The organism is Saccharopolyspora hattusasensis (assembly GCF_050972075.1).
Taxonomy (GTDB): domain Bacteria; phylum Actinomycetota; class Actinomycetes; order Mycobacteriales; family Pseudonocardiaceae; genus Saccharopolyspora; species Saccharopolyspora hattusasensis.
Genome location: NZ_JBPCDC010000001.1, coordinates 439,055 through 451,744 on the forward strand (window position 1 = coordinate 439,055; position 12,690 = coordinate 451,744).

Here is a 12,690-nt window from a genome sequence, read left to right on the forward strand (position 1 = left end):
CGACCATCGAAAGATTGGCGCGGCGGCCACAGGTTGTCGGTGGACCCGGACGGCAAACACGAGGTTCGTTTCGCCGAGCCGGACAGCACCCGGAGTGAGGCACTGGGCCCCGAGGACGCGATCCGGATCGCCGAGGCCACCGTGCAGACGTTCGGGCTGGCCGCCGGCGTCGGTCTGGTGACCGACGCCGTCCGGCACGGCTACACGGCGGCCGGCACCTCCGACGAGCTCATCGCCTGCCGCCGTGACCACGAACCACGAGGCCATTCCCCCAACAAGGTACGGGAAGACCTTGACGTCCTCCCGACGGCTAAGGCCGGGGGATTCCAACCAGCGCTAACGCCGGTTGAGGTTCCTGCTTCACGGACCGCCTAACGGCGAGGTTTCCACAGGCTGTCCCCGCCCGTCCGGCGGCGAGAATGTTCTTCGCCGCGTTCACGTCAGCGTGCGCGGTGTGGCCGCACTGGGTACACCGAAAAACCGCTTGGCTCTCACGGCTTTCCGGGTCCACAGCACGGCACACCGCGCACGTCTGCGACGTGTACCCAGCAGGCACCTTCACGATCTCGCTGCCGCTATAGCGGGCAGCGTTACACAGGGCCAGTTCAAGCTTGTGCCAGCCTTTGTCGAGGATGACGCGGTTCAGGCCGGACTTGTGGGCGACGTTCCGGCCGGGTTCTTCGGCGGTTCCGCTCGCCGACCGGGTCATGTTCCGGATACGGAGGTCTTCCAGCACGACCAGCGCGTTGCGGTCGGTGAGCCCGGCCGCGACCTGCGAGCAGAAGTCCGCTCGCCGGTCGCGTTCGCGCCGCTTCACCCGGCGCATCTTGCCGAACGTCTTCTTACGGTTCGCGCTGCCCCGCTTCTGCCGGGAAAGCTTCTGCTGCAACCCGCGGTAACGCTCATCCTCGCCAGACGAGACGAAAACGCGGTCAATGAGCTTGCCGTCACTGGCAGCTACCGCTGCCGCGACCCCACGGTCGACACCGACACCGCTGTGGGATGCGGCGTGCCGTTCTGGGGTGCTGGCGCCGTCGTCAACGAACAACGACACGAACCAGTCCCGGCCATCGCGGGACACTGTCACGGACCGCACGGCACCACCGAACTGGCGGGTCATGCGGAACCGCACCCACCCCAGCTTCGGGAGCTTCGCCCGTCCCCACCGCTTGTTCAGCCGCTCGACCCCGATGAGCTTGCCCATCGGGAACCGCAACGACGGGTTCCAACGCTGCTTACCGCGCCACTTAACCCGGAACGTGCCGTGGTCGCGGCACGCCCGGTCCAGATCCTTCAACGCCTGCTGAAGGATGTGCGACGGCGCGGTCTTCAACCAGTCGTGCTCGGTTTTCGCGTCGGCGAGCTCTCCGGCTTGCTCGTTGTAGTTCATCCACACCCCGCGCCGCCGGTACTCGCGGCGTTGTTCCAGGGCGGTGTTCCACACTGCCCGGCAGATATTGCCGAACTCCTCACACTGGGCGGCCTGCGCGGTGGCGGTGGTGAGCTTCAAACGGTAGCGACGTCCCGTCAGCATCGACTCACCGGGCCTTCTGCTGTTCGACGTAGCGCTTGATGACCGACAGCGGTGCGCCGCCGACCGTCGCGACGAAATAGCTGTTGGTCCACAGCGTCGGAAGCTTCGACCGCAACCACGGGAACTCTTCCCGCAACACGCGCGACGAACGCCCCTTCATCGCTTTGACCAGCTTGTGCACCCCGTACTGCGGGTCGACTTCGACGAGAAGGTGAACGTGGTCCGGCATCGTTTCCAGCTCCACCAGCCACGCCCCCTTCTCCTCGACGACTTCCCGGATGAGCTGCTTCAAGCGTTCTTCCATCCGGCCACCGATGACCCGGCGCCGGTATTTCGGGCACCACACGACGTGGAACGCGCACTGAAAGGTGATGTTCGCGTTCGATCGCAGCGTGACGGCCATACCCAACACTATACAGCACCGAACTACCTAACGTTGGCAGGGTTACCGCTGGGCGCGTCAGGATCGGACTTGACGTGCTAACCCCACGGACAAATCCGGGGGCCTGCGCACCACGTCTACCTGATCAGTCGCGTAGGGCTCCGGGCTTGCCGTTCTCGACCGCGAACGAGGCGAACGTCGACTCGGGCGCCTCGGGGGTGCTGACCGTGCTGACCATCCGCAGGTCTGCGGTGAACTGGTCGCGGTCGACGTGGCAGCGCACGTAGCCGCGGCGGTCACCGTCGAAGAACTTGATGTGCGGGTTGTACTGGATCATCGGGCCGTAGTACGGGCCATAGACCGCGCCATCGCCGTTGGACGAGATCGACGTGCCCACGAACTCGGTCGCCACCACGGGCGACGAGGGCCGGTCGAAGTCCTGGTGGATGTCATTGACAAAGGTCGAATGCCAGTCGCCCGTCACCACAACCGGATTGCTGACGTCGTGACGCACCCACGCCTCGGTGAGCCGGTTGCGCGCCGCAGGGAAGCCGTCCCAGGCGTCGTGCCACAGCCGGTCTCCCTCGGGACCGTCGTGGTCGAGACGGGCGAGCATCACGTTGCTGCCCAGGATGTTCCAGGTCGCTTTGGAGGCCTGGAAGCCCGAGTACAGCCAGCGCTCCTGCTCGAAACCAAGCATCGTGATGTCGGGCCCGTACGCGGCAGCGCATGCATCGGCCTCTCCCCAGCCGCAGGGCGGCACGCTGCGGTATTGGCGGCCGTCGACGACGTCGAGCTGGGCGAGGTTTCCCCACTCCAGCCGACGGTAGATGCGCGGACCGCCCTGCCGGTCCGGACGCGCAGGCGCACGGACCGGCTGGTGCTCGTACCAGGCTTGGTAGGCCGCCGCGCGCAGCGCGCTGATGTCGCCTGCCTGCTCCTGCTGTGTGTTGGCGTAATCGTTCTTCACCTCGTGGTCGTCCCATGTGACCAGCCACGGGAAACGGGCGTGCGCGGCCTGCAAATCCGGATCGCTCTTGTAGAGCGCGTACTGCATGCGCCAGCGTTCGAGGTCCTGCGGCGCCGGCCGAAGGGTGTCCGGAGTCGTTGTCCGCCGGTAGCCGCCGCCAGCAGGGATGCCGCCCTCGTAGACGTAGTCGCCCAGGTGCAGCACCAGATCCAGGTCCTCCTGCGCCATGTGGCGGTACGACGGGTAGTAGCCGCTGGCCCAGTTCTGACAGGACGCGAAAGCGAACGCCAGCGAGCCGGTGGGCCTGTGCGGCGGGGGCGCTGTGCGGGTGCGGCCGACCGGGGAGACGTCGCTGCGGTAGTGGAAGCGGTAGAACCACTCACGGTCAGGTGCGAGTCCATCGACCTCGACATGCACCGAGTGCGCAAGTTCGGGAAGGGCCCACGCATCGCCGCTGGCCTCGATCTTGCGGAACTGCTCGTCGCGAGCGATCTCCCACCTGACCGGTACCCGTTTCGGCTCCATCCCACCGCCCGGCACGAACGGGTCCGGCACCAGCCGTGTCCACAGCACGACACCGGATGAGGTGGGGTCGCCGCTCGCGACGCCCAGAAGGAACGGATAATTACCCCCGCTCGGCCGGGTCGTAGCGGCCGCACGGCCGACGGGCAACTGGGCGACCGCGGCAGCGCTCGCCACGACGGAGACGGCAGTAATAAAGCGACGCCGGTCGACGGCGTTCGAGTTGGCTCTGATCACCGGGACTGTCTAACTCACCCCGGTAGACCCCAGGCCACGTCCAAATGAACCATCTTGCACGGATGCACCAACACGCCGCGAGATACGAGGCTGTGGGCTCGAATATTCCTCGCTGCTGGTCACGCGGCGTATCGGTACTCATTGTTGACGTCCTCCCCACGGCTAAAGGACTCTGTTGCCTAATTCGCACCCTATGTGGGCGGGTGGCGGGTGAGGGTGCAAGATCATCCCTGTTTGCTGATCTTCGTAGGTGGGGTGTGTGGTGTCGTTACAGCCGCGTCCATGGCCTGATGTCCCGGATACGACCGCGCGTGTGGCTCGGGCGGCGTTTCCCAAGAGCTGCTTGGTGATGAGGGTCCGTGATGAACTGGGTGTGTTGTTCGCGGATGCGGAATTCGTTGCTGCGTTCGGGAAACGTGGCCGCCCGGGCTGGTCACCGGGACAGTTGGCGCTGATATCGGTGTTGCAGTTTTCCGAGAACCTCACCGACCGGCAGACCGCGGATGCGGTACGGGGCCGGATTGACTGGAAGTACGCACTATAGGTGGCTGGTGTTTTTGGTTGCTAAGGATCGGTGTGTCTCGCCCGGTTGAGGTGATCGTTTTGGCAGGATGGTCGGGTGACGTTGGGACGTGCGCCTCGCCAGACTGACCTACTGCGGTCGACGGTGGACTACTGCCAGGACCGCGTCCCGGCGGATTCGATCTACGGAGTGCTGCACCGGGAGTGCTTCGCGTTGTTCCCGGATGAGATGTTCGCTGACCTGTTCACCGATGTGGGTCGCCGGTCGGTGCCACCGATGATCGTGGCGGTGGTGATGGTGCTGCAACGCATCGAGGGCTTGTCGGACCGGGAGGCGGTCGACCGGTTCGCTTTCGACGCCCGCTGGAAATACGCTGCTGGTGGCCTGCATTTCGACTATCCCGGGTTCGTGCACACCGTACTGGTGGACATGCGGGCCAGGCTGGCCCGCTCTGCACGGCCGGAGCGGGTCTTCGAGGCAGTCCTGGACGTGGCCCGGCAGGCCGGGCTGGTGGGCCGCAAGCGTGTGCTGGACTCGACCCCGTTGTATGACGCGGTGGCCACAATGGACACCATCACGTTGATCCGTTCGGCGATCCGCGGTCTGCTGGCTGCCGCCGATGCCGAACAGGCCGCCCGGCTGCGGGTGGTGATCACCTCTGGGGATGACTACGCCAGCACGGCGAAACCACAGATCGACTGGGACGGTGCGACACGAAGTCGCGCATGGCGAGTGAACTCGCAGATTGGAGGCCGGCAGTGCCGGATGTGTAGTTCCTGATCAGTGTTCGAGATCCGTCCCCGCCTTGACGTGCGCTGGTAGGTCCCGCCTGCCAGGGTGCGAAGCTCAGGGAAGACGCCCAAGGGCCTCTGTTCCGTCCAGAGGAGCAACCGGGCAAGGGGAAGACCGGACGGGTGAACGCAAGTGAACCTCCCGATGATGCCTCGTCATCGATAGCTCTGGACGACGGGACGAAGACCAGGGTGATAGGGCCTGGCCGTTGGAAGAGGCGGCAAGCGACGATCAGAGCCGTCCCCGCCGATCGTGTGAACACCGCTGGCCTCGGGGTTTAGGGAGGCGCCCACCCCGGTCACATCTCGCGTGCGCGGAACGTGGAAACCCCGTCGGGGTCCGGGTCGTCGCGGCCCGGTAGGCCGATCGAAAGAGGGGCGGAAACCCTCGGCGGGACAGGATGCCCAACAAGCGGATGCCGGTGGCCGAAAGGCAGCGGGACCCGTGACACCAGACCGCTCCTCCAGGCGGTGGTCACCGGGGAACCGGCCGGATGCCGGTCATACGACCGGGCCCGAAAGGGCGCTGACGTGGGCAGGTGAGCCTTTGAACGCTGAGGCCGTGTGCCTATCGAACCGAGGGGCAAGTTGGACACCACCGTGGTGAACGGACCCGAGGACGTACTGGATTGGGACGCCATTGAGTGGCGCATCCATGAGCAGAACGTAGTGAGGCTGCGGCGGAGGATCTTCAAGGCGACGCGGGAGCAGGACTGGACCAAGGTCCGGTCCCTGCAAAGGATGATGCTGGGGTCGTGGTCGAACACGCTGCTGAGCGTGCGGCAGGCGGCCCAGCGCAATACCGGACGTCGGACGGCCGGGGTGGACGGTCAGGTGGCACTGTCGTCCGAGGCCAGGGCGGAAGTGGCGGTGCGGGTGCATCGGACACGCCGCTGTTGGGACCCGTTGCCGGTCCGGCGTGTGCATATTCCGAAGGCCAATGGAAAGCGGCGCCCACTCGGCATTCCCGTGATCATGGACCGGTGTCATCAAGCTCGGGTCCGCAACGCACTAGAGCCGGAGTGGGAGGCTCGGTTCGAGCCGAGGAGTTATGGGTTTCGGCCGGGACGAAGCTGCGCTGACGCGATCGGTGCCTTGTTCAACGCTCTCAGCGGCACTCGTGCCAAGAGAGTGTGGATCCTGGACGCCGACTTGTCGGCCGCGTTCGATCGGATCGGGCACTCGCATCTTCTAGCCGCCCTCGGCGGGTTTCCAGCCAGGGAACTGGTCGCGCGCTGGCTCAAGGCTGGAGTGGTCGAAAATGGACGGTACTCACCGACCGAAGAGGGCTCGCCCCAAGGCGGTGTGATCAGTCCGTTGCTGATGAACGTGGCACTTCATGGGTTGGAGGAGGCCGCAGGTGTCCGCTATCGCACCACTGGTGTTCATGCCGGGAAGGCGGTTGATGGTACTCCGATCTTGGTTAGATATGCCGACGACCTCACCGTCTGCTGCTACTCGCGGCAGCAAGCCGAGCAGGTCAAGGCACAGCTTGCTGAGTGGCTGGCGCCGAGGGGGCTGGTCTTCAACGAGGACAAGACACGAATCGCCCATCGAGAAGACTCGTTCGACTTCCTCGGGTTCAATGTCCGCTACTACCCACGCGGCGGCAAGCTGTTGATCAAACCAAGCCTGGACGCGGTCAGGCGGATTCGCAAGCGGCTCGCCGACGAGATGCGCAACTTGCGCGGCTCGAACGCGATGGCGGTCATCGCCAGGCTCAACCCGATCATCCGAGGTTGGGCCGCTTACTATCGAGGGGTGGTATCCAGCAGAATCTTCACCGCGCTGGACCATTACATGTGGTGGCTCACCTATCGATGGGCCAGACGCATGCACCCCAAGAAGTCGAAAAAGTGGATCGTCAAACGCTACTTCGGCAAGTTCAACAGGTTCAGGAATGACCGTTGGGTGTTCGGCGACCGCACGTCGGACAACGACCGCGGCGACGTTCACTACATGGTCAAATTCTCCTGGACCAACATCGTCCGGCACCAGCTCGTCACCGGCGGGGCGTCCCCAGACGACCCCGACCTGATCGAGTACTGGGCCAAACGACGGCGGAAGGTCAAGCCCCCGCTGGACAGCTACAACCTGGGCTTACTTGCCACGCAGGACGGTCGCTGCTCACTCTGTCGGGAGCCCCTCCTCACCGCCGACCAACCACCGCAATCCCCACATGCATGGGAACGCTGGTGGCTGGGCGTCGCTCGACGGGCGATAGCCGCCGACTATCTCACCCACGAACGACGCGGCACGCCGGACGGCAAACGAACACGCCTGGTGCACACTTCTTGCAATCGCAGCCTACTGGCTCGGGGTCGCAAGAATCCGGGAACATCGCCCGCGAAGCCCAATGGGGCTTGCTTGAGCCGAGGTGCGGGGAAAGCCCGCTCGCCCGGTTCTTAGGGGGCGGTGGGCGCAGCAATGCGCCCACCGCTACCCGACACCACGACGCCCGGGAGGAATTGATCGACTCCCGGGCTCGGGACGGGTACGCGCTGCTGGCCCTGCTGGACGACCATGAGCTGGGCGAGGGCGTGGACAAGGCCGTGCGGCTGCTGGCCACCGTGCTGGGCCAGGACTTGGCCGACGACGGCGACGGGGTGTTCCGCATCGCCCGCAAGGTCGCCCCGGACCGGATCATTTCCACCGTGGACCCCGAGGCCCGTCACGGGCACAAGACCAGTGCTCGCGGTTTTGACGGCTACAAAGGGCATCTCGCGATCGACCCCGATGCCGAGATCATCACCGCCACCGAGGTCACGGCCGGAAACAGCGGTGACGCCGAGGCCGCCGAGCCCCTGCTCGCCGACATACTGCCCTCCGAAGCCGAAGCCGAAGCCGAAGCCGAAGCCGAAGCTAAGGATGAAGATCGGGCGGCGGCGTATGGGGATGCGGCCTACGGTGCTGGGGAACTGCTGGAGCGACTGGACAATTCTGGTATCCACAATGGACTTAAGGTGCAGCCGCCGGTGGCGGTGAAAGGACATTTCTCCAAAGACCGCTTCGACGTCGACCTCGATGCGCGGACAGTGACCTGCCCTGCCGGGCACACCGTCCCCATCCGCGCCCGCGAGCGTCACGCCGGAGCGGCCAACTGCAAAATCGCTCATCTCATGCGCCACCGCCACGGCGGGCGCCGAGCCCGCGTCCGAGGACTGCTGAAAACAGCTGCCGACTTTTCACTGCTGGCCGCCGCGGTCAACCTCGCACGCCTCGGCATGCTCGGGATCGCCCGCACGGCAACCGGATGGACCACGACCACCGCCTGACCCGGCCCCGGCGGGCCCGCCAGACACGCACGAGCCCCCGTTGTCAGGGCATACCGGCAAACGATCACGCCCGAGTCCCGCTACACCATCAACCCCGATCGATGAGAACTTGCGACCACACCGACCCGCTCAACAAACACAGAACAAATCAAGCCCCCACAAACCCCCGTTCGACACCAGCCTCCTAGTGGAGCCAAGCCGTGTCGCATAGAGAAACCGCTGGACAAAAGACGTTCGGTGAACTTCGTCACGTGGCGCAACTCGGCTTTGATCTATGCGAGCTGCTCACCGGAAAGTTGGGGCGTTCGCCCCGCCCGACCAGCACCCGCCAGCGACCCCCGGTTGCGGCGACGGCGGCGAGTTCGCCGGGCGGCAGGGATCAGCGAGCCCGGACCACTCGCGCAGCGCGCGGTATCCCTTGGCCGTGATCGCGACTCGATGGCCGCGCGGTGCGAACAGGCGGTGCAGGTCGATGTCGATGAGGTCGGCAGCCCACAGTTCGCGGAAGGTGTGGCGGAACTCGTCGGTCATCGGGCCCGGAACACCCGTCCCCCACTCGTAGCCGAGGCCGGGTCGGGCAAGTCCATTCTGGTAGCAGATCTTGCCCGCGTACACAGCGGCCAGCGCCGCATATCGGGCTTCGGTGAACGTGGTTCCATGCATTTCAGGTCGTCCTCGGCTCCACGGCGTGCCGCGATGCCCGGCACCGCGGGATGGGCAGGGTCATCGCGGCTCGCTCGTTCAGGTGTTGACCTCGCGGCGGAATCCGTCAGGGATGATGAGGTCGTCGGGGGCGAGTTCGTGGATCGAGGGCTTGCCCAGGCCCAGCAGGGCCGAGTCGATGCCGCTGCGCAGGATGTCGAGGACGTTCTGGACCCCGGCCTGCCCGTTGGCCGCCAGCCCCCACAGGTAGGCACGTCCGATCATGACGGCGTTGGCGCCCAGCGCCAGTGCTTTGACAACGTCGCTGCCGCGTCTGATTCCGCCGTCGAAGAGGATCTCGAGCTGGTCACCGACGGCGTCAGCGACCGCGGGCAGCAGTCGGATCGCCGCCGGCGTGGAGTCGAGGTTGTTGCCCCCGTGGTTCGACACCGAGATGGCGGTGGCTCCGACGTCGACCGCGCGACGGGCGTCGTCGGGCCGGGTGATCCCCTTGATGGCGAAGGGGCCGCCCCACTGCTCGCGCAGCCACGCCACGTCCTCCCACGTCGGAAGCGGCGTCTGCATCCATTCGCCGTACGCACCGAAGAACGTCGGCGCCGTCTCCCCGGGGAGGACTACGTTGGGCGTCGTCAAGTCAGGCAAGCCGTGGCGAAGGAAGTCCCACAGCCAGCGAGGGCGGAACATCCCCTGCGGCGCGAAGCGCAGTTTGGTCCGCAAGTCCATCTTCTCCGGGATCGGTGGGCTGCCCCAGTCCCTGGCGGTGGCGAAGGACCAGTCCAGGGTGACGATCAAGCCCGTTGCACCGGCGTCCCTGGCGCGCTGCATGCGCGCGAGGATCCGGTCGCGATCTCCAGCCCAGTAGATCTGGAAGAAGGTCTTCGGGTTGGCCTCCACGACGTCCTCGATCGACCTGCTGGCGAACGAGCTGAGCCCCATCGCGGTCCCGGCGGCTGCCGCCGCCCTCGCGACCGCTACCTCGCCTTCAGGGTGCACGGCCTGCACGCCCGTCGGCGAGATGATCACTGGAAGTGAGATCTCCTGCCCGAGCACCGTGGTCGAAAGATCGCGCTTGGCGGGCAGATCCGCGACGTGCGGCGCGAAGCCTAGCTCGCCGAACGCGCTGATGTTGTCGTTGAGGGTCAAGCCTCGTTCGCTACCCGCGACGAGTGCCTTGTAGACGGGCCTCGGCAGGCGCTTCTCGGCGCGTCGGTGCGCCTCGGCGACCGTTTCGAACCACTCCGACATTCCTGGTCCTCCCATTTCTGATCGTCATTGATCTCGTGAGCGCGAGCTCCGCGCGAGGCGGGGCAGCAACGGCGCGATCGTGCGGTTGCGAACCGCGCCCCACCACAGGCCGGCGCCGTAGCACAGGTCGTCCAAGCGACGTACGAGCACGTACGGCACGGGGTGCAGCGAGCTCCTGCTGTTGCGGTGGTCGAGAAGGCCGTCCACGACCGCTGCGGCGACGAGGACTTTGCGCGCCCGCCGACTTGTCAGCGCTGCTGCGGCGCTGATCGGCCAGTAGTGGCGTGTCGCGGCGCACACGAGTTGCCGGGCGGTGCCGTACAAGCCGCCAAGTGCCAGGAGCGTCGCCGCACGGACCGGTGCATCGGCGTCTGGCATGCGGCGGGCCAGTCGCGCGGCGGCCACCGCGACCAGCACCCCCGCCAGTGGAGCCAGTCGGCGATTCGTCAGCAGCACTGCGGCCGCCAGCGACCACGCTGCGGCGTGTAGGGGCGGGACCTGGCCGGGGTGCCGCAGCGCGAGCGGCGCCGCTCCCGTTCCGTAGAACGCGCGCTGCGCCATCCACCTCCGAAGGTCCGTCCGGTGTTCGTGCGCGACGCGGGCAGCGGGCACGTAGCGAACTCGCCAGCCGGCCTCGTGCAGGCGCATGCAGAGGTCTACGTCCTCACCTACCCGCATGTCCGCGGCGAACCCGAGGACGGCGTCGCGGCGCGCAACGACGGTCGTCGCGGGCACGTACGCCAACCGCGTCAGCGGTGCGACGGGGCCCTCCCGCGTCCCCATGTCCAACGGGGAACAGGTTCGTTCGAAGGTCTCCAGCCAGTTCCGCCCGGCCTGGTCTAGGGATACGACGCGCGGCGCTGCCAAACCGACGGCGGGGTCGAGGAACTGCGCCAGCACCGTCGGAAGCCACCCCGGCCAAGGCACGACGTCGGAGTCGATGAACGCCACGAACCGGGTGCCGCAACGTCGCAATCCCGTGTTCCGCGCCGCCGCGGGCCCGAGGCTGCGCTCATGCCGGAGCACCCACGCACCCCACTGGCAAGCGGTAGCGGCGAGCCGCTCCGGGTCGCGCGAGCCATCGTCGACCACCACGATCGGCAGATCTGCGGTCTGCGCATCGCACCTCAAGATGGTCAGGAGTCGTTCGAGCATGTCGGTGCGATCCCGGACCGGGATCACCACGGTCGTCTCAGCCACCTGCACCTCGGGCGGGCGCGGATCGACGATCCCGGCGTCGAGGAGCCTTCGGGCAACCGCCGCGCTCGTCGGTCCGGACACCGTGAATCCGCCGGATGCGAGCAGCTTCGCCGCTCGTCCGTTCAACCGAACCAGTCGCATCGGCGAACCTCCCAACAGCAGGCCACCGTTGCGGGAGCGGTGCACGTCCGAGGCGAGCCGGACCGCGAATCCGTCCGGCAGTCGGGTCTCTTCCGGTGCCCGCATCACGTGGGCTGGTGCTTCCGGGCGCGCCGCGTTCATCCGGCGAATCCTCCGTCCGCGTGCACGACCGAACCCGTCACTGCCGCCGACTCCGGGGAACACACCCAGGCCACGGCCTCGGCTACCTCTTCGGGGGCGAGCAACCGGCGCACGAGCTGGTGTTGGGCGAGCTCCTCCGGGTCGGCGAGCCCGTACAGCTTCGCCGTGGCGCAAAGCATGTCGGTGCAGCGGTCGACCGCCACGACCGACCAACCGGCCCTGCTGAGGCGGCGCACCACCGCCGCGCCGATACCGCGTGCCGCACCGGTCACTACCGCCACGCGACGCTCGCTCATGGCACACCCACCCGCGAGGCGTTCGCCAGCCGCCCGGTGCCGTCCACGTGCCAGGCTCGCACGGCCTCGGCGAGGCCCGCGGACATCTCCGCGAGCAGTTCGCCTCCCTCGGCGGCGTTCGCGCCGTCCGGCGAGCCGATGACGCCGTTCAGACTCACCGCGCGCACGCCAACCGACATGAGGCGTTCGAGCACCCGGTCATCGGACCCGAGCGGCCCGGACTCCATCCGTGCGCTGCGGACCGAATCGGGCCGCAGCGCGTGCATCAACGACGTCTCGGTACGTCCGGCGTGCCCGTGGGACTCGCCACCTGAACAGGCCCACCACGTGACGTCGCGCCCCTCGTAGCGCAGTCGACGCACCGCACCGACCAGGCTCCTCAGGTTGCCCCCGTGGCCGTTGACCACGACCAACCTTTCCGCCCACCGCAGCATCGAACGGCCGAGTTCGACGACCAGCAGGTGCAGCGCGGTGTGGCCGATGGAAACCGTCCCGGGAAAGCCCTCGTGCTCCCCGCTGGCGCCGTAGTTCTGCGTGGGCGCGAGCACCGCGTCGACCTCGCCGCGCAGCAGGGCGAGCGCTCTTTCCGCCACGGCGGTCGCGACAGCCGCATCCGTGTCCAGCGGCAGGTGCGGCCCGTGCTGCTCGCAGGACCCCAGCGGCAACAGCACTACCGGTCTGCGCGGTTCCAACTCGGTCCACGCCCGCTCGGCAAGGCGTGCGGTCATGACTCACCTCTTCGTGTCCCCAGTTGTGGCTGTTCCGTCCCG

The 12,690-nt window shown here is 66.9% G+C and carries 12 protein-coding genes and 1 pseudogene; 5 read left to right on the top strand and 8 right to left on the bottom strand.

Going from position 1 to position 12,690, the window contains the following annotated elements; all coding sequences use genetic code 11:
• Positions 1-39 precede the first annotated feature (39 nt).
• Positions 40-375, top strand: a complete 336-nt coding sequence (locus tag ACRXBZ_RS02205) for a hypothetical protein (protein ID WP_433877535.1) — start codon at positions 40-42, stop codon at positions 373-375.
• Here ACRXBZ_RS02205 and ACRXBZ_RS02210 read toward each other — a convergent pair.
• The 3 genes from ACRXBZ_RS02210 to ACRXBZ_RS02220 all read right to left on the bottom strand — a co-directional run bounded on the left by ACRXBZ_RS02210 (position 311) and on the right by ACRXBZ_RS02220 (position 3,585).
• On the bottom strand, positions 311-1,534 hold the full coding sequence (locus tag ACRXBZ_RS02210) for an RNA-guided endonuclease InsQ/TnpB family protein (RefSeq protein ID WP_433877536.1): 1,224 nt from the start codon (positions 1,532-1,534) through the stop codon (positions 311-313). The genes ACRXBZ_RS02205 and ACRXBZ_RS02210 overlap by 65 nt on opposite strands.
• A 4-nt stretch (positions 1,535-1,538) precedes the next feature.
• The gene (gene tnpA, locus ACRXBZ_RS02215) at positions 1,539-1,937 is read right to left on the bottom strand and encodes an IS200/IS605 family transposase (protein ID WP_044573060.1); all 399 of its coding nucleotides are present in this window, start codon (positions 1,935-1,937) and stop codon (positions 1,539-1,541) included.
• Positions 1,938-2,061: 124 nt separating this feature from the next.
• Positions 2,062-3,585, bottom strand: a complete 1,524-nt coding sequence (locus ACRXBZ_RS02220) for an alkaline phosphatase D family protein (RefSeq protein WP_433877537.1) — start codon at positions 3,583-3,585, stop codon at positions 2,062-2,064.
• A 322-nt stretch (positions 3,586-3,907) separates the two neighbouring features.
• Between ACRXBZ_RS02220 and ACRXBZ_RS02225 the strand changes: the two are divergent.
• The 4 genes and pseudogenes from ACRXBZ_RS02225 to ACRXBZ_RS02240 form a co-directional block, all read left to right on the top strand.
• A pseudogene (locus ACRXBZ_RS02225) lies at positions 3,908-4,186 on the top strand (transposase); the annotation flags it as partial.
• 78 nt (positions 4,187-4,264) lie between these two features.
• Entirely contained in the window at positions 4,265-4,948 is a 684-nt protein-coding gene (locus tag ACRXBZ_RS02230) for a transposase (RefSeq protein ID WP_433877538.1), read from the top strand.
• A gap of 611 nt (positions 4,949-5,559) precedes the next feature.
• Positions 5,560-7,368 (top strand): group II intron reverse transcriptase/maturase, encoded by a 1,809-nt coding sequence (gene ltrA / locus ACRXBZ_RS02235; RefSeq protein ID WP_433877539.1) that lies wholly within the window; start codon positions 5,560-5,562, stop codon positions 7,366-7,368.
• 59 nt (positions 7,369-7,427) lie between these two features.
• Positions 7,428-8,234, top strand: coding sequence for a transposase (locus ACRXBZ_RS02240; RefSeq protein ID WP_433877540.1), 807 nt, complete (start codon positions 7,428-7,430; stop codon positions 8,232-8,234).
• Positions 8,235-8,519: 285 nt separating this feature from the next.
• Here the strand turns inward: ACRXBZ_RS02240 and ACRXBZ_RS02245 are convergent, their stop codons facing one another.
• The 5 genes from ACRXBZ_RS02245 to mftE form a co-directional block, all read right to left on the bottom strand.
• Entirely contained in the window at positions 8,520-8,897 is a 378-nt protein-coding gene (locus tag ACRXBZ_RS02245) for a hypothetical protein (RefSeq protein ID WP_433877541.1), read from the bottom strand.
• 78 nt (positions 8,898-8,975) lie between these two features.
• Positions 8,976-10,142 (bottom strand): pre-mycofactocin synthase MftD, encoded by a 1,167-nt coding sequence (mftD, locus tag ACRXBZ_RS02250; protein WP_433877542.1) that lies wholly within the window; start codon positions 10,140-10,142, stop codon positions 8,976-8,978.
• 24 nt (positions 10,143-10,166) lie between these two features.
• Positions 10,167-11,624: a mycofactocin biosynthesis glycosyltransferase MftF gene (gene mftF, locus ACRXBZ_RS02255; RefSeq protein ID WP_433877543.1), complete on the bottom strand. Its 1,458-nt coding sequence runs from the start codon at positions 11,622-11,624 to the stop codon at positions 10,167-10,169.
• Entirely contained in the window at positions 11,621-11,920 is a 300-nt protein-coding gene (locus ACRXBZ_RS02260) for an SDR family oxidoreductase (protein WP_168589258.1), read from the bottom strand. The genes mftF and ACRXBZ_RS02260 overlap by 4 nt, the downstream gene beginning before the upstream one ends.
• A complete protein-coding gene (gene mftE / locus ACRXBZ_RS02265; protein ID WP_433877544.1) occupies positions 11,917-12,648 on the bottom strand; it encodes a mycofactocin biosynthesis peptidyl-dipeptidase MftE in 732 nt (243 codons plus the stop codon). The genes ACRXBZ_RS02260 and mftE overlap by 4 nt, the downstream gene beginning before the upstream one ends.
• Between the last annotated feature and the right edge of the window lie 42 nt (positions 12,649-12,690).